Origin of the sequence: Xanthobacter sp. AM11 (assembly GCF_047444035.1) — a bacterium.
Taxonomy (GTDB): Bacteria; Pseudomonadota; Alphaproteobacteria; order Rhizobiales; family Xanthobacteraceae; genus Xanthobacter.
This window is the reverse complement of sequence record NZ_JBLAOA010000001.1, coordinates 3,231,580-3,248,339: the sequence shown is the minus strand read 5'-3', so window position 1 is coordinate 3,248,339 and position 16,760 is coordinate 3,231,580. Positions and strand designations below refer to the sequence as shown.

Sequence of the window (16,760 nt, the reverse complement as noted above, 5' to 3'; positions counted from 1 at the left end):
CCCCGGACCTCGGCGCAGCCGCCCTGCGGCTTTCCATTGCCCCCGCCTGCCGCTGGCGCCATCTTGGGGCCTGCGTTCAGAATCGGTCGCCCTGCCGTGCATATCGTCGAAATTCCGTATCGCGACCCGTTCGGCGCGTTCCAGGCTTGTTCCGCCGCCGCGCATTGCGCCTTTCTCGACAGCGCCGCCGCAGGCGATCCGCGCGCACGCTTTTCCTACATCGCCGCCGACCCGTTCCAGGTGATCACCAGCGACGCCGCGGGCGTGCGCGTGGATGGCGTGGCGGTGGCCGCCAGCCCGTTCCAGGCGCTGGCGCGGGCACTCGCCGCCCATCGGCTCCCCGCGGCCCCGGGGCCGGTGCCATTCCGCAGCGGGGCCATCGGCTATCTGGGCTACGAGCTGGGCCGCCACCTGGAGCGCCTGCCGCCGCCGCGCCCGGCCGATCCGCCCCTGCCCGAGATGGTGATGGGGCTCTACGACACGGTGGTCGCCTTCGACCACGCCGCCGCGCGCGCCTTCATCCTCGCCAGCGGCGCGCCGGAGCGCGGGGATGGCGCCCGCCGCGCCCGTGCCCGCCGCCGGGCCGATGAGCTGAAGGAACGCCTGGAGGCCGCCCCCGCGGCCGCCCCCGCGCCGGACTGGACCCTGCGCGGCACCTTCCGGCCCGAGCGGCCCCGCGCCGAAGTGGAAGCCGCCATCGCCCGGGTGATCGAATACATCCGCGCCGGCGACATCTTCCAGGCCAACCTCACCCAGCAGATGCGCGCGCGGGTGCCGCAGGGGCTGGGCGACCTTGCGCTCTATGCCCGCCTGCGCGCCCTCAGCCCCTCCCCCTTCGCCGCCTTCCTGCGCTGCGGGGCGGATATCAGCGTGCTTTCCGCCTCGCCCGAGCGCTTCCTCTCCCTCGCCCCGGACGGGCGGGTGGAGACCCGGCCCATCAAGGGCACCCGCCCACGCGGCGCCGATGCGGCGGAAGATGCGGCGCTGGCCGCCGCCCTCCTCGCCTCCGAGAAGGACCGGGCCGAGAACCTCATGATCGTGGACCTGCTGCGCAACGACCTCTCCCGGGTGTCGCAGGTGGGCAGCGTGAAGGTGCCGGCCCTGTGCGCACTGGAAACCTTCGCCAGCGTGCATCATTTGGTGTCGGTGGTGGAAAGCCGGCTCCAGCCGGGGCTCGGCCCGGTGGACCTGCTGGAGGCCTGCTTTCCCGGCGGCTCCATCACCGGCGCGCCGAAGATCCGCGCCATGGAGATCATCCACGAGCTGGAGACGGCGCCCCGCGGCGTCTATTGCGGCTCGGTGGCGTGGATCGGCTTCGACGGCGCCATGGATTCCTCCATCGTCATCCGCACCATCACCCAGGCCGGCGACACGCTGCTGACCCAGGCCGGCGGCGGCATCGTGGCCGATTCCGATCCGGTGGACGAATATGAGGAAAGCCTGGTGAAGCTCGCCCCCATGCTGCGCGCACTTTCGGGAGAGGGGCGATGATGCTCTGGCTCGGCACCGGCCTGGTGGCGCAGGAGGTGGCCGCCATCTCCCCCCTCGATCGCGGCTTCACATTGGGGGACGGCCTGTTCGAGACGCTGCGGGTGAAGGGCGGCCGCGTGCTGCGGCTGGAGGCCCACCTCGCCCGCCTCGCCGCCGGGGCGCGGGTGCTCGGCCTGCCGCTGCCGGCGTTCGACTTTCCCGCGGCGCTCTTGGCGACGGCCCAGGCGAACGGCCTTGCGGAGGGGGTCTTGCGCCTCACCCTCACCCGCGGCAGCGGACCGCGCGGCGTGCTGCCGCCGGCCCATCCCGCCCCCACCCTGGTCATCACCGCCGCGCCCATGGCCCCGCCCGCCCCGCCGGCCCGCCTGAGCATCGCCGAGGGCACGCGGCGCAACGAGCGTTCGCCCCTTTCGCGGGTGAAATCGCTGAACTATCTCGACAATATCCTCGCCCGGCAGGAGGCCGCCGGGCGCGGCACCGATGATGCCGTGCTGCTCAACACCCGCGACCGGGTGGCCGAGACCTCCATCGCCAACCTGTTCGCCGTGCTGGGCGGGGAGCTGGTGACCCCGCCGCTGGCGGACGGGGTGCTGCCCGGCGTGATGCGCGCCGCGGTTCTGGCCGAGGGCGCGCGGGAGCGCTCCATCACCCCGGCGGAGCTGGCCACCGCCAGCGAGATCTTCCTCACCTCGGCGCTGGGGCTGCGCTCGGTGCGGGCGCTCAAGGGGCGCGAGCTGCCGGGCTTCGCGGTGGCGGAGCATCTGCGCACGCGCATCGAAGGCGCCTGATGGCGCCCACCCTCACCACCCCCCGGCTGCTGCTGCGCCCGTGGCGGGCGGCGGATCGCGACGGGCTGTGGCGCATGCAGGCCGACCCGCGCACCATGGAATTCCTGCTGCCGGTGCCGGACCGCGCCGCCAGCGACGCCGTGGCGGAGCGGGCGCAGGCCCATTTCGCCCGCCACGGCTTCGGCCTGTGGGTGGTGGAGGTGCCGGGCGTCACCGACTTTGCCGGCTATGCCGGGCTGGTGCATGTGCCCTACCAGGAGCATTTCACGCCTGCGGTGGAGATCGGCTGGCGGTTCGATCCCGCCTTCTGGGGCCGCGGCTATGCCACCGAGGCGGCGCGCGCCGCCCTCGGCTTCGGCTTCCAGAGGCTGGGGCTGGCGCAGGTGGTGGCCATCACCGTGCCGCAGAACCGGCGCTCGCGGGCGGTGATGGAGCGGCTGGGCATGGTGCGGGACGCCGCGGGCGATTTCGACCTGCCCACCACGCCGCCGGGCCATCCTTTGCGCCGGCAGGTGCTGTACCGGCTGCGGCGGGAGGATTTCGCCCCGCCGCAGCGGGCGCCTCAGAAGGGCGTGCCCGCATAGGGGATGCGCATGGCCCGCCGCTGGTGGGCTCCTTCACATCGGCAACCTGGTCAGGCGCCCGAGGATGGCAGTGTCCCAGCCCGGCGCGGCGGCCGCAATCAAAACGTGCAGGCGGGTGGACCAAACGCAAAAGAGGCGGCCAAAGCCGCCTCTTTCCGTTTCGGGATAAAACCTGGAGCCGGCTGGGGCGCTGATCAGCGCGTTCTCTATCCTTAAGTGAGAGGGCGATTGACCGATCAAATTGAGTCCATTTGCTCGGATCGCCTCTAGGCCTTCACCAGCGGCAGCTTGGGCACCGGGCTGCCGGAGCGGCTGGAGCCGCCCGGGCCGCCGGACTTCGGGCCGGCCGGCTTGGGGCCGGCCTTCGGGCTGCCCTTGGGGCCGCCACGGCCCGGCGGCTTGGCGATCTTCGCCTTGCTGGCCGGCTTGCGGCGGCGCACCGGGGTGGGGGCGATCTTGTCCGGCTTGGGGGTGACGGGGCCTTCGGGGAACTCGAAGCCCAGCTTCGATTGCGTCCCCTCGCCCTCCACCACCACGCGCACATGGCCGCCATTCTTCAGCCCGCCGAACAGCACCAGGTCGGCCAGCGGGGTCTTGATATATTGCTGGATGACGCGGGACATGGGCCGGGCGCCCATCTGCTCGTCATAGCCGCGCTCCATCAGCCAGTGGCCCGCGTCGTCCGACAGTTCGATGGTGACGTTGCGGTCGGCAAGCTGGGCTTCCAGCTGCAGGACGAACTTCTCCACCACCTGGGTGATGACCTCGGGCGGCAGGTGGCCGAACGGGATCACCGCATCGAGACGGTTGCGGAACTCGGGCGCGAAGGTGCGGTTGATGGCCTCGCTGTCGTCCCCTTCCCGCTTGGTGCGGGTGAAGCCGTAGGCCGGCTTGGCCAGATCGGCGGCACCGGCATTGGTGGTCATGATGAGGATCACGTTGCGGAAGTCGATCTGCTTGCCGTTGTGGTCCGTCAGCTTCCCGTGGTCCATCACCTGCAACAGGATGTTGAAGAGGTCCGGGTGGGCCTTTTCGATCTCGTCCAGCAGCAGCACGCAGTGCGGGTTCTGGTCCACCCCGTCGGTGAGCAGGCCGCCCTGGTCGAAGCCCACATAGCCGGGAGGCGCGCCGATGAGGCGGCTCACGGTGTGGCGCTCCATATATTCCGACATGTCGAAGCGCAGCAGCTGCACCCCCAGGATGGAGGCGAGCTGCTTGGCCACTTCCGTCTTGCCGACGCCGGTGGGGCCGGAGAACAGATAGGAGCCGATGGGCTTTTCAGGCTCGCGCAGGCCGGCGCGGGCCAGCTTGATGGAGGCGGACAGCGCCTCGATGGCGGTGTCCTGGCCATAGACCACCCGCTTGAGCGTGGTGCGCAGATTGGCCAGCACCTCGGCATCGTCCTTGGAGACGGTCTTGGGCGGAATCCGCGCCATGGTGGCGATGGTGGCCTCGATCTCCTTCAGGCCGATGGTCTTCTTGCGCTTGGCCTCGGGAAGCAGCATCTGCGCCGCGCCGCTCTCGTCGATCACGTCGATCGCCTTGTCCGGCAGCTTGCGGTCGTGGATGTAGCGGGCGGAGAGCTCCACCGCCGCCTTGATGGCGTCGTTGGTGTAGCGCAGCTTGTGGTAGTCCTCGAAGCAGGGCTTCAGCCCCTTCAGGATCTCGATGGCGTCGGCCACGGAGGGCTCGGCCACGTCGATCTTCTGGAAGCGGCGCACCAGGGCCCGGTCCTTCTCGAAATACTGGCGGTATTCCTTGTAGGTGGTGGAGCCCATGCAGCGCAGCGTGCCGGAGGCCAGCGCCGGCTTCAGCAGGTTGGAGGCATCCATGGCCCCGCCGGAGGTCGCACCGGCGCCGATCACCGTGTGGATCTCGTCGATGAACATGATGGCGTTGGGATAGGCCTCGATCTCCTTCACCACCTGCTTCAGGCGCTCCTCGAAGTCGCCGCGATAGCGGGTGCCGGCGAGCAGCGCGCCCATGTCGAGGGCGAAGACGGTGGCGGTGGCCAGCACCTCCGGCACCTCGCCGTCATTGATGCGCTTGGCGAGGCCTTCGGCGATGGCGGTCTTGCCCACGCCGGGGTCGCCCACGAACAGCGGGTTGTTCTTCTGCCGGCGGCACAGCACCTGGATGGTGCGGGTGATCTCGCTGTCGCGGCCGATGAGCGGGTCGATCTTGCCTTCGTGCGCCTTCTTGTTGAGGTTCACGCAATAGGCGTCGAGCGCATCGGCCTTCTTCTTGGTGTCGTCGCCGGATTTCGTCTCGGTTTCCTCCTCGGCGCCACGCACGGGGCGGCTCTCGGACATGCCGGAGCGCTTGGCGATGCCATGGGAGATGTAGTTGACCGCGTCATACCGCGTCATGTCCTGCTCCTGCAGGAAATAGGCGGCATGGCTCTCGCGCTCGGCGAAGATGGCCACCAGCACGTTGGCCCCGGTCACCTCCTCGCGGCCCGAGGACTGCACATGGATCACCGCGCGCTGGATGACGCGCTGGAAGCCGGCGGTGGGCTTGGAATCGTCGGAACTCGACTGGACCAGATTCTCCAGTTCCGTATCGACATATTCGATGAGATTGCGGCGGAGCTTGTCCATGTCCACGTTGCACGCGCGCATCACCGCGGCGGCATCCTGGTCATCGACGAGCGAGAGAAGCAGATGCTCGAGAGTCGCGTATTCGTGGTGGCGTTCGTTGGCGAGGGCCAGAGCGCGATGGAGCGACTGTTCGAGGCTGCGTGAGAATGTAGGCATCGACACCTCTTCCGCGCATCGCCCCCGGCCTCAGGAGACCCCCCCGGCTTGGGGAGCGCGTGCACCATTCACACAAACTTCGTACTGGATGTCGCAGTGCGCAAGTCCCTCCTTTGCGCGAAACCGAAACTTGAAGCGCAGGCCGGCTTGGCCCGCGCCAGCGTGGGCCTCACCTTCGGGCCTGCTTTTGGGGGGGATGGAGGGGTTTTACTTTTTTTCCATCACACACTGCAGCGGGTGCTGGTGCTTGCGGGCGAAGTCCATCACCTGCGTCACTTTGGTCTCGGCCACCTCATAGGTGAAGATGCCGCACTCGCCCACGCCGTGATGATGCACGTGGAGCATGATGCGGTTGGCCTCCTCCCGGTTCTTATTGAAGAACCGTTCCAGCACATGCACCACGAATTCCATGGGGGTGTAGTCGTCGTTCAAAAGCAGCACCCGATAAAGGCTCGGCCTTTTGGTCTGCGGCTTGGTGCGGGTGATGACGGACGTGCCCGGCCCGTCGCCGCCGTTGCGCCGGGGCGTGTCCGGCCCGGCCGCCACGGGGGCCGGGGCCGCAATGGCAGGGCCAGCGGCGGACAAAGACACGGCCTTGCGGGCCCGGGAAAAAATTCTGCTGAAAATCTGCATCATGTCCGTCGCGCCCTGTCCCGCTGCTCCGGCAGATGGCCGGAGGCTGGCGCTGCTCCCAATTTGCCCGGATCATAGAAAATACGGCGCTTGTGCGCCAGTGTCGCCACCTCGCCGGGCCGCGGGCGAGCTTCTATTTCGGCATGGGGGAGCGGCGGCGCAAGGGTGTGCGCGCACAGACCAAAGGCGAAGCCGGCCATCCGGGGCCGCACCCGGCGCATGTGGCGCGCCCGATGGCCGGGCCGTGGCGGCCCGGGTGATGGATCTGAGGCCTTTCCGCCCGGAGCGGATAGCCCGGAACTGAAGGCCGCCGGTGCACGGCGGCGATGGATACGGCAAAAGCCCGGCCGGGCGGCCAGGCTCTGTTGCGGTCGGGACGGAGCCGGGAGCGACGCCTGAATTAAGGCTCCCGGCTGGTCACGATCAGTTCGGCAGCTTGCCGAAAGCGCCTTCGAACGGCTTGTAGGCTTCCTTCGCCAGCTCGGTGTAGAGCTCGCCGATCTTGGTGGCCTGGGCGACGGCGCCTTCGTAGGCGGTCTTCAGGTAGGTCTGCTGGATCTCGATGGCCTGCTCGACGGTCTTGGCGCCCAGCAGCTTCTCGAGGGCAGCGGTGCCCTGCTCGAAGGAGGTCTTGGTGTAGTCGGCGATTTCCACCGCGATCGCCTGGGCGCTCTTGGAGAGCGTGCCGAAGCTCTTCATGGCGGCTTCGATGTTGTCCTTGCTCAGCTTCTGCAGCTCTTCAGCGTTCTGGACCATGGGTGTCCCCTTTTCCTTGCCGGCTAAGCGCGCCGGCCCCGCGCCGAGTGGATTATTGGCTCCGCTCAGCTGTGGATATTATGCAACGCAGCATGAAAGTCAAGCCGAATTTGTGCAGCGCACAATATGGCATGTGCGCCCGGTTTACGCCTTGGTAACTCCGCGTTTTTAGGGTCAGAGCCTGGTCGCTTCCCGCACACCGCGATGCGACGTTCAAGCCACGGTCAAGGCTTTTCGCTCGCAACCGGGCGCGGGAACGGGTTCATGACTGCGACCTGCGACACGGGGCACACGTATATGCGTAGATCGTCCGCCGGCTTCTCGCTCACGGCAAAAGCCATGGCTTTTGCGGTGCTTGCGGCGTTTTCCTTCACCGCGACGGCGGCCGATGCCAAGCCGCGCAAGAAGGCGCAGGTGGAGCGTTCGAAGGACCGGTCGAAGGAGCGCTCGAAGAGCCGGACCACCACCGTCGCCCGCTCCGGCAATGACGACGGCGCGCGCTGGCATTATGGCTCGTCCGCCATCATGGTGGACGCCAATACCGGCAAGGTGCTTTACGAGGACAATGCGGACGCGCTGCGACACCCTGCCTCGGTCACGAAAATCATGACCCTTTACCTCCTGTTCGAGCAGCTGGAGGAAGGAAACCTCAAGCTTGACAGTGATCTGGAGGTTTCCGCCAAGGCGGCGGCGCAGCAGCCCTCCAAGCTGGGCGTGCGGGCGGGCTCCAGCATCGAGGTGGAGGACGCCATCAAGGCGCTGGTGACGCGCTCGGCCAATGACGTGGCGGTGGTGATCGCGGAGAACCTCGCCGGCTCGGAATCCGAATTCGCCGAGGCGATGACCCGCAAGGCGCGGGCGCTGGGCATGAGCCGCACCGTGTTCCGCAACGCCTCCGGCCTGCCCAACCCCAGCCAGGTGACGACGGCCCGCGACCTCGCCATTCTCGGCCGCGCGGTGCAGGACCGCTTCCCCAAGCAATACAAGTATTTCGCCACCCGCACTTTCTATTATCGCGGCCAGGCCATCGGCAATCACAACCGCCTGCTCGGCCGGGTGGAGGGGGTGGACGGCATCAAGACCGGCTACACCCAGGCCTCCGGCTTCAATCTCGTCACCTCGGTGAAGCGGGACGGGCGCTATCTGGTCGGCGTGGTGCTCGGCGGCAGCAGCGGCGGATCGCGCGACGCGCGCATGGCGAGCCTGATCTCCCAGACCCTGCCCACCGCTTATGCCGGCATGCGCACCGCGCCGAAGGTGACGGAAGTGGCGGAAGCCGCCATTCCGGTGGCGCGCCAGTCCGCCGGCATCACGCCGGTTCCCGTGACCGTGACCCGCGAGCCCGATCCGCCCCATGCGGTGGCGCCGCTGCCGAAGCCGGCCATGGCCGAGCTGGCATCCCGCCAGCCCCCCGAGCCCGCCACCACCGCCTCCATCCCACCGGCCCGCGCCACCCAGGCCGCCGCCGCCCAGCCCCAGCCGAAGGCGGGCTCGGCCGAGCCGATCCGCCCGGTGGCGGTGAAGACCGTTTCCATCTCGCGCAGCACCGCCGCCGCGGCCGGCGCCGGCTTCACCACGCCCTCGGGCGTGCTGGGCTATCTCGGGCCGGCCGGCGCGGCCCAGTCGCCCGCCGCCGCGGCCGCGCAGGCGGCGGCCGAGGGCCACGCCCGCACCGCGCCCCGGCAGGTGGCCGCCCTCGATCCCGCCCCCCGGCCCGACGCGAAGGCTGCCGCCGACGCCCGCGAGCAGGCCCAGCGCGCCGCCCGCATCGCCGCCATGGAGCCGGACGACCCCTATGCCCAGGCCGCCGCCCGCGCCCGCGCCCAGCACGAAGCCGCCCAGGCCCGGGCGCAGGCCAGCGCCCAGGCTGCGGCCCGCGCTGCCGGCGAGCCGGTGAAGCCGGCCCCCGCCCCGCGCCCGGTGCGCACCGCCTCCCTCGCGCCGGTGGCGGTGGCCGAGCCCGCGCCGCCGCCCGCCCCGGCCTCCGCCCGCTCGGGCTGGCAGATCCAGATCGGCGCCTATGGCGGCGAGCGCGAGGCGCGCACCCGCCTCGATGTGGCCAAGACCAAGGCCAAGGCCGTGCTGGGCCGCGCCGATGCCTATACGGAGAAGGTGGTGAAGGGCGCGTCCGAACTCTATCGCGCCCGCTTCGCCGGGCTGGACGAGAAGGGCGCCCGGGAAGCCTGCCGTTTACTCAAGCGTAACGACTTCGATTGCATGACTATCAGGAATTGAAGTTCTGCGAGAGAATCAGGCATGCTTGCCCAAGATCACATCCTTGGCCCGATTGATTTTCGCGGCCAGATAGCTGGACCCGCCATGATCGGGGTGGAGCTTCTTCATCAGGTCCCGGTGAGCGGCGCGGACGCTCGCGGCGTCCGCTCCCTGTTCAAGGCCAAGCACCTGATAGGCCTCCTGCTCGGTCATCGCGCCGCCGCCGCTCCCCGCGCCGCCCATGTCCCGGCCACCCGCATCTCCTTGTGCGTGCTCACGCCAGGCGGGCGCCCGGCGGTCGAGATAAGCTTCGAGTAGCGCCAGGGATTGCGCGTCGCAGAGGGCGCGCACGCCGAGCAGCGCCGGCACGTCCAGCGCCTCCAGCGCGGTCCCGGCATGGGGCCCGGCCAGCACCCGCCCGGTCATCGCCCCGTCGGCGTGGTTCAGTTCCATCTCGATCACCGCGGTCCGCACCCGCGACACCCGCGGCGCGCCGCCCTTGCGGAACAGCCCGCCCAGATAGCCGCCGACGCCGCCGGGATCGAGCCGCCCGAGCAGCGTGATGCCCACCAGCGCCAGTGGCACCGCCGCGGCGAAGCGGCCCGTCACCAGCGCCCCCACCGCCCCCAGCATGGCGCCATAGGCCAAGGTGCGCATGAGAATGGCGATGAGCACCTTCGGGTCGGCCCGGGTCCACACCTTCAATCCGTAGAGGCCGATGGCCAGCAGAAGGGCGCCGGCAATAAGGCTGATCACGCAAGACTCCTATGTGCGCAGGGCCGACAGCAGCAGCCGGGCGCCCGCATCCTGGCGCGCCGCCAGCGCCGTGCGGCCCCCGGCGGCATAGGCGGCCACCGCCGCAAGCAACTGACGCAGCTGCGCCGCGGCGCTGGGATCAAACCGGCAATAGGCGCCGCCGGTCACCGCCGCAAGGGCGCGGAAGGCCCGCTCCACCCGCGCGTCATGGCCCTCCTGGAACACGAACAGGCGCACGCCGTGCAGCGCCAGCTGGCCGGCCGCCTCGGCGAGGGCGCCTTCATCCTCCTCCAGCGCATCGCCCACGAACACCGCCGCCTTCAGGCCGGAGCGGGCGGCCTCGCGGCCCAGGTGGTCGATGATGCGGCGGATCTGGGTGAGGCCGGGCACGCAGGAGATGCGCCGCATGAGGCCCCCCAGCGTCGCCGCATCGCCCACGAAGGGCGAGGCGCGACACTCCCCGGCGCCGCGATAATAGACGATCTGCATGTCCAGCCCGCCATGGGCCGCCGCCGCTGCGAACATGTCCGCCTGGATGTCGCAGGCCAGCGTCCAAGTGGGCTGGCGCGAGCCGGTGGCGTCGAGGGCGAAGGCGAGCCGCCCGCGTCCGTCGGCCGGGCGCACCGGCGGCACCGCGCGGGCGGCGGCGAGGAAGCGGGCCACGTCGTCGGCGGCGGACATCATGTCCGCACCCTTCGCCTGCGGCGCCGGCGCCCCCCTGGCCTTGCGATCGTCGGTCCCTGCCATGGCGCAATCTCCTCTTCCACACATAAGCCGGCCCCGGCGGCGAACCAAGGGGCGCGGACCACCGGGCGCGGACCTGAAGGCGGCGAAGCACCCGCGGCGCGCCGGGCGGCCCCCTGAGCGGCCAAGGCGGTTGATGCCGGCCCGGCGACGACTTATGTGCGTGCGCGGCGCGGCCCCGCAGGGGGCGGCAGGGACCGCCGGCGTTTGGCCGCGGGCAGAGCGAGGCTGGGACCATGGCGACATTGCCGAAAGTGGTGGGGCGCGTGCGCGAGTTGAGGGCGGCGGTGGCCGGCTTCCGGGCGGAGGGGGCCAAGGTGGCCCTCGTTCCCACCATGGGCGCGCTTCATGCAGGACACGTGGCGCTGGTGGACCGGGCCCGGCAGATGGCCGGGCGGGTGGTGGTCTCCATCTTCGTGAACCCGGCCCAGTTTGCGCCCCACGAGGATTTTTCCAGCTATCCGCGCGCGCTGGAAGCCGACCTCATCAAGCTGGCGGAGGCGGGGGTGGACCTCGTCTATGCCCCCACGGCAACGGAAATGTACCCGGCGGGCTTTGCCACCCGCATCGAGGTGGGCGGCCCCTCCGAGGGGCTGGAGACGGATTTCCGGCCGCACTTCTTCGGCGGCGTCGCCACCGTGGTGGGCAAGCTGTTCATCCAGTGTCGGCCGGACTTCGCCATGTTCGGCGAGAAGGACTACCAGCAGCTGAAGGTGGTCACCCGCCTGTCGCGCGACCTGGACCTGGGGGTGGAGGTGGTGCCGGTGCCCACCACCCGCGAGGAGGACGGGCTCGCCCTCTCCTCCCGCAACGCCTATCTCGACGAGGACGAGCGGCGCATCGCCCCGGTCATCCACACCGCCCTCACCCGCGCCGCGGAGGCCATCCGCGCCGGCACCGCGCCCGAGGTGGCGGTGGCGACGGCGGCGGGCATGATCGCGGCGCTGGGGCTGAAGGTGGATTATGTGGCGGCCCGCAACGCCGATACGCTGGCGCCCCTGAAGGCGGCGGGCGAGCCCATTCGCCTGCTGGCCGCCGCGTGGCTGGGCACCACCCGGCTCATCGACAACATGGCGGTCTGACACCTGCCGCCAGCGCGGCGCCGCTCACACGGCGCCCACATAGCTGGCGGCGAAGCCCAGCACCACCAAAGCGATGCCCACCGCCAGCACCCTGAGGATGCGGCCGGAGGTGACGCCCTGGCGGGCCTTGGCCGCCGGCTTCAGCGGCGCGCCGTCGCCGGTGCGGACGTCGGGCCGGCGGAAGTCGGCGTCTTCGCGGGTTTCCACGGGGTCCTGCATGGCGCTCTCCTGTCCCGGTGCGGGGGTCGAGGAGGCCAACGCGCGAAGCAGGGGGCGGGTTTCCCCGCCGCCCCGCCCGCTCAGTGCAGGATCTGGCTGAGGAACAGCCGGGTGCGCTCGTGCTGCGGATGGGAGAAGAAGGCGTTGGGCTCGTTCATCTCGATGATCTGGCCCGCATCCATGAAGATCACCCGGTTGGCCACCTGCCGGGCGAAGCCCATCTCGTGGGTCACGCACAGCATGGTCATGCCGTCCTGGGCGAGGCTCACCATGGTGTCGAGCACCTCCTTCACCATCTCCGGGTCGAGGGCCGAGGTGGGCTCGTCGAACAGCATGATGCGCGGGCGCATGCACAGGGCGCGGGCGATGGCCACGCGCTGCTGCTGGCCGCCGGAGAGCTGGCCGGGATATTTTGCCGCCTGGTGGGGGATCTTCACCTTCTCCAGGAAGTGCATGGCCAGCTCCTCGGCCTCCTTCTTGGGCATCTTGCGCACCCACATGGGGGCAAGGGTGCAGTTCTCCAGGATGGTGAGGTGGGGGAACAGGTTGAAGTGCTGGAAGCACATGCCCACCTCGCGGCGCACCTCGTCGATGCGCTTCAGGTCGTCGGTCAGCTCGATGCCATCGACGATGATGCGCCCCTTCTGGTGCTCCTCCAGCCGGTTGATGCAGCGGATGAGGGTGGACTTGCCCGACCCCGAGGGGCCGCAGATGACCACCCGCTCGCCGCGCGCCACCGTGAGGTTGACGTCGCGCAGAACGTGGAAGTCGCCGTACCATTTGTTCACGCCGAGCATCTCGACGGCGGTCCTGGGGGCGGCGGCTTCGGTTTCCGCGATGATGGGATCAGCGCTCATGGGTCTGGTTCCTCAATGGCGGCGGCCGCGGTCGAGGCGCTTTTCAAGCGCCATCGAGTAGCGGGACATGCCGAAGCAGAAGACGAAATAGACGATGCCGGCAAAGCCGAAGCCGGTGAACAAGGTGGTGGGCGTGGCCCAGTTGGGGTCGGTGAAGGCCGCCCGCATGGAGCCCAGAAGATCGAAGATGGAGACGATCAGCACCAGCGTCGTGTCCTTGAACAGGCCGATGAAGTTGTTGACGATCCCCGGGATCACCAGCTTCAGGGCCTGCGGCAGCACCACCAGGCGCATCTTCAGGCCGGGGTTCAGCCCCAGCGCCATGGCGCCCTCATACTGGCCCTTGGGAATGGCCTGCAGGCCGCCGCGCACCACCTCCGCCATATAGGCCGAGGCGAACAGGGCCACGCCCACCAGCGCGCGCAGCAGCCCGTCGATGGTGAAGCGCCCGGGCAGGAACAGGGGCAGCATGTAGGTGGCGAAGAACAGCACCGTGATGAGCGGCACGCCGCGCCAGAACTCGATGAAGACGATGGAGGCGATGCGCACCAGCGGCAGGTGGGAGCGCCGCCCCAGCGCCAGAAGGATGCCGAAGGGCAGCGACACGGTGATGCCGGTGACCGCGATCACCAGCGTCACCAGAAGCCCGCCCCACAGGCGCGTTTCCACCTGCGGCAAGCCCACCGGCACGTCCACCGCCAGCAGCACCGCGCCCAGCACCGCGAACACCGAAAGGAAGGTCTTCGCCAGGGCGCGCCCCGCCTCGGGACCTGCGACCATGCGGGAGATGGCATAGGCAATGGCGGTGACCACCGCCGCCGAGCACAGGAAATCCAGCCAGAAGCCGGCGCGCAGCCCCCCGCCGGTCATCGCGCCGGCCGGGAACAGGCCGCCGAGGCCGAGGTTGCCGAACACGAAGCGCTGCAGGTCGAGGTCGCCGCCGGTGAGCAGCACGAACGCCACCACCGGATAGGCGCCGAAGAAGGCGATGGCGTTGGCCCGCTTGCCGGGGATCTTCTGGATCAGCAGCGGCAGCAGCAGGATGGCGCCCAGCGCATAGACCACATTCACCCGCCAGCGCTCGCTGGCCGGGTAGAAGCCATAGACCAGCTGGTCGAGCTTGGCCCAGATGAAGGGCCAGCAGGCCCCCACCGGCCGGCCCACCTTGTCGGCCAGGCAGGCGTCGCGGCTGGTGCCGAACCACACCGCATCGACGATGAAGAATTTGATGAGCGGCGGCACCACCGCATAGACCAGCCAGATGCCGAACACGGTGAGCAGCACCTGCGGCACCGAGCCGAACAGGTGCGCGCGGGCCCAGCCCACGGGGCCGCGATCGGAGACCGGAGGCGGCTCCTGCTCCTTCAGCGCGGCGGCGACATAGGGGGCGACGGCGGGAATGGCGGAGCTGCTCGTCATGTCACCGCTCCACCAGCGCGACGCGCTTGTTGTACCAGCCCATGGCCAGGGAGGTGAGGATGGAGATGGTGAGGTACACCGCCATGATCACCGCGATGATCTCGATGGCCTGCCCGGTCTGGTTCAGCGTGGTGCCGGCGAACACCGCGAACAGATCGGGATAGCCCACCGCCACGCCCAGGGACGAATTCTTGGTGAGGTTGAGATATTGGCTGGTCAGGGGCGGCACGATGACCCGCATGGCCTGCGGGATCACCACCAGGCGCAGGGTGGGCCCGGTGCGCAGGCCCAGGGAATGGGCCGCCTCGGTCTGCCCCCTGGACACCGCCAGGATGCCCGAGCGCACGATCTCGGCGATGAAGCCGCCGGTGTAGATGGAGAGCGCCAGCAGCAGCGAGACGAATTCGGGGATGACGCGCAGCCCGCCCACGAAATTGAAGCCGCGCAGCTCCGGCGTCTCCACCGTCACCGGGAAGCCGGCGAAGGCGGAGGCGGCCAAAGGCAGCGCCACCACCAGGGCAAGGCCGGCCCAGAACACCGGGAACGGCCGGCCCGTGGCCTCGCGCCGCTTGTGCGCCCAGCGGCCGATGAAGAAGGTGATCACCACCGCCGCCATCAGCGCCCAGAAGATGACCATGGAGCCGTCTTCGAAGATGGGACGGGGCACCACGAGGCCGCGGTTGTTCACGAACACCGAGGGCGCCCCCAGGCTCGCGGCGAAGCCGGAGAGCGGGCCGCCGAGAAAGCCCAGGCCGATGCCGGAAAGGGCGCTGCCGATGCCGCCCAGCAGCGGCTGCAGGCCGAAGCCCCAGCTCTGCCGCGGCCCCGGCAGGGTGGCCAGCACGGCCAGATACCAGAACAGGATCTGGAACAGGGGCGGCAGGTTGCGCGTGACCTCCACATAGGCCGAGGCCAGCGCCTTGATGACCACGTTGGTGGAGAGCCGCGCCACGCCCATCACGAAGCCGATGAGGGTCGCCAGGACGACCCCCAGGAAGGCCACCAGCAGGGTGTTCAGCAGGCCCACCACGAAGGCGCGGCCGTAGCTCATGGATTCATTGTAGGGGATGAGCGACTGGCTGATGGCGAAGCCGGCCCGGTTGTCCAGGAAGCCGAAGCCGGAGGCGATGCCGAGCCGGGAGAGGTTCGCCTGCGCATTGGCATAGAAGGACCAGGCGAGCCAGACCAGGATCAGCGCCAGGACGATCTGGATGACGGAGGAACGCAACTTGGGGTCCGTCCACGACCAGCGCCGGCGCGGCACCGGCGGCGGCCCGGAAAGGGGCACGTCCGACATATTACCCTCGAAGGTCCGGGCGCTTTGGCCCCTGATTGTTGGCGATGCGGGCGCCCGGCGGGCGTCCGCATCCGGTGGTGGAGGAAGCGGCGGTGGCGGGAACGGGCGCCGGCGCCTCAGCGCACGGGCGGGCCGTACTGGATGCCGCCCTTGGTCCACAGGTTGTTGAGGCCGCGCTCGATGCCGAGCGGGGTGGCGGGGCCCACGTTGCGATCGTAGATCTCGCCGTAATTGCCGGTGGCCTTGACGATGCGCACCACCCAGTCGGCGGTCAGCCCGATGCCCTCGCCATACTTGCCGTCGGTGCCGAGCAGGCGCTTGATGTCCGGGTTCTCGGACTTCACCATCTCGTCCACATTCTTCTGGGTGACGCCGAGCTCCTCGGAGTTCAGCAGCACGAAATAGGTCCACTTCACCAGGTCGAACCACTGGTCGTCGCCATGGCGCACCAGCGGGCCGAGCGGCTCCTTGGAGATGGTCTCGGGCAGCAGCACGTGGTCGGCCGGGTTGGTGAGCTTGAGGCGCACCGCGGCGAGCTGCGACTTGTCGGAGGTGAACACGTCGCACCGGCCCGATTTATAGGCCTTCACCGTCTCGTCGAGGGTGGCGAAGGCGATGACCTCGCGGTACTTCATGTTGTTGGCGCGGAAATAGTCGCCCACGTTGAGCTCGTTGGAGGTGCCCGTCTGCACGCAGATGGAGGCCTCCTGCAGCTCCTTGGCCGACTTCAGCCCCACCGACTTGCGGATGAGGAAGCCCTGGCCGTCGTAATACATGACGCCGGCGAAGTTGAAGCCCAGCGTGGTGTCGCGCGACATGGTCCAGGTGGTGTTGCGCGACAGGACGTCGATGGCGCCGGAGGTCAGGGCCGTGAAGCGGTCCTTGGCCGAGAGGGGGGTGAACTTCACTTTCGTGGGATCATTGAAGATCGCCGCGGCGATGGCTCGGCAGAAGTCCACGTCGAGGCCGGACCACTCGTTCTTGTCGTTCGGATTCGAGAAGCCGGGCAACCCCTGCGTCACGCCGCAATTGAGTGCTCCTCTCGTCTTCACGTCGTCGAGTGTTGCGGCATTGACGGCACCGGCCAGCGACAGAATTCCTGCTGCTGCTGCGAAGAGGATGCGTTTCACGGAAGGTTCCTTCTCTGGGATGATGTTCGCCCCG

The 16,760-nt window shown here is 69.4% G+C and carries 15 protein-coding genes; 5 read left to right on the top strand and 10 right to left on the bottom strand.

Features of this window, described 5'->3' with window-relative positions:
* Positions 1-96 precede the first annotated feature (96 nt).
* Genes pabB through ACI7BZ_RS14835 form a run of 3 tightly spaced genes read left to right on the top strand, consistent with a single transcriptional unit; the run spans position 97 to position 2,863 of the window.
* Complete coding sequence (gene pabB / locus ACI7BZ_RS14845; RefSeq protein ID WP_414117953.1) at positions 97-1,491, top strand: aminodeoxychorismate synthase component I; 1,395 nt, start codon at positions 97-99, stop codon at positions 1,489-1,491.
* Positions 1,488-2,279 (top strand): aminotransferase class IV, encoded by a 792-nt coding sequence (locus tag ACI7BZ_RS14840; protein WP_414117952.1) that lies wholly within the window; start codon positions 1,488-1,490, stop codon positions 2,277-2,279. Before pabB ends, ACI7BZ_RS14840 begins: the two co-directional genes overlap by 4 nt.
* Positions 2,279-2,863 (top strand): GNAT family N-acetyltransferase, encoded by a 585-nt coding sequence (locus tag ACI7BZ_RS14835; protein WP_414117951.1) that lies wholly within the window; start codon positions 2,279-2,281, stop codon positions 2,861-2,863. The genes ACI7BZ_RS14840 and ACI7BZ_RS14835 overlap by 1 nt, the downstream gene beginning before the upstream one ends.
* A 266-nt stretch (positions 2,864-3,129) precedes the next feature.
* Here the strand turns inward: ACI7BZ_RS14835 and clpA are convergent, their stop codons facing one another.
* The 3 genes from clpA to ACI7BZ_RS14820 all read right to left on the bottom strand — a co-directional run bounded on the left by clpA (position 3,130) and on the right by ACI7BZ_RS14820 (position 7,008).
* Entirely contained in the window at positions 3,130-5,619 is a 2,490-nt protein-coding gene (gene clpA / locus ACI7BZ_RS14830; RefSeq protein ID WP_414117950.1) for an ATP-dependent Clp protease ATP-binding subunit ClpA, read from the bottom strand.
* Positions 5,620-5,826: 207 nt separating this feature from the next.
* Positions 5,827-6,183, bottom strand: coding sequence for an ATP-dependent Clp protease adapter ClpS (gene clpS / locus ACI7BZ_RS14825; protein ID WP_414119172.1), 357 nt, complete (start codon positions 6,181-6,183; stop codon positions 5,827-5,829).
* A gap of 492 nt (positions 6,184-6,675) precedes the next feature.
* Positions 6,676-7,008 carry a phasin family protein gene (locus ACI7BZ_RS14820; protein WP_414117949.1) on the bottom strand — a complete coding sequence of 111 codons (333 nt, stop codon included), beginning with the start codon at positions 7,006-7,008 and terminating at the stop codon, positions 6,676-6,678.
* Between the two features lie 339 nt (positions 7,009-7,347).
* On the opposite strand from ACI7BZ_RS14820, the gene ACI7BZ_RS14815 reads away from it, so the two are divergent.
* Positions 7,348-9,243 carry a D-alanyl-D-alanine carboxypeptidase family protein gene (locus ACI7BZ_RS14815; protein WP_414117948.1) on the top strand — a complete coding sequence of 632 codons (1,896 nt, stop codon included), beginning with the start codon at positions 7,348-7,350 and terminating at the stop codon, positions 9,241-9,243.
* Between the two features lie 15 nt (positions 9,244-9,258).
* Here the strand turns inward: ACI7BZ_RS14815 and ACI7BZ_RS14810 are convergent, their stop codons facing one another.
* A complete protein-coding gene (locus ACI7BZ_RS14810) occupies positions 9,259-9,978 on the bottom strand; it encodes a DnaJ domain-containing protein (RefSeq protein ID WP_414117947.1) in 720 nt (239 codons plus the stop codon).
* Between the two features lie 9 nt (positions 9,979-9,987).
* A complete protein-coding gene (locus tag ACI7BZ_RS14805) occupies positions 9,988-10,725 on the bottom strand; it encodes a VWA domain-containing protein (RefSeq protein ID WP_414117946.1) in 738 nt (245 codons plus the stop codon).
* A 233-nt stretch (positions 10,726-10,958) separates the two neighbouring features.
* Here ACI7BZ_RS14805 and panC point away from each other — a divergent pair, with 233 nt between their 5' ends.
* On the top strand, positions 10,959-11,804 hold the full coding sequence (gene panC / locus ACI7BZ_RS14800) for a pantoate--beta-alanine ligase (RefSeq protein ID WP_414117945.1): 846 nt from the start codon (positions 10,959-10,961) through the stop codon (positions 11,802-11,804).
* Between the two features lie 24 nt (positions 11,805-11,828).
* Here panC and ACI7BZ_RS14795 read toward each other — a convergent pair whose 3' ends face one another.
* The 5 genes from ACI7BZ_RS14795 to ACI7BZ_RS14775 all read right to left on the bottom strand — a co-directional run bounded on the left by ACI7BZ_RS14795 (position 11,829) and on the right by ACI7BZ_RS14775 (position 16,726).
* Positions 11,829-12,023, bottom strand: coding sequence for a hypothetical protein (locus tag ACI7BZ_RS14795; protein WP_414117944.1), 195 nt, complete (start codon positions 12,021-12,023; stop codon positions 11,829-11,831).
* 80 nt (positions 12,024-12,103) lie between these two features.
* Positions 12,104-12,880 (bottom strand): amino acid ABC transporter ATP-binding protein, encoded by a 777-nt coding sequence (locus ACI7BZ_RS14790; RefSeq protein ID WP_414117943.1) that lies wholly within the window; start codon positions 12,878-12,880, stop codon positions 12,104-12,106.
* A gap of 12 nt (positions 12,881-12,892) precedes the next feature.
* Complete coding sequence (locus ACI7BZ_RS14785; RefSeq protein WP_414117942.1) at positions 12,893-14,299, bottom strand: amino acid ABC transporter permease; 1,407 nt, start codon at positions 14,297-14,299, stop codon at positions 12,893-12,895.
* 1 nt (position 14,300) lies between these two features.
* Positions 14,301-15,596, bottom strand: coding sequence for an amino acid ABC transporter permease (locus tag ACI7BZ_RS14780; protein ID WP_414117941.1), 1,296 nt, complete (start codon positions 15,594-15,596; stop codon positions 14,301-14,303).
* Between the two features lie 116 nt (positions 15,597-15,712).
* A complete protein-coding gene (locus ACI7BZ_RS14775) occupies positions 15,713-16,726 on the bottom strand; it encodes an amino acid ABC transporter substrate-binding protein (RefSeq protein ID WP_414117940.1) in 1,014 nt (337 codons plus the stop codon).
* Positions 16,727-16,760 lie beyond the last annotated feature (34 nt).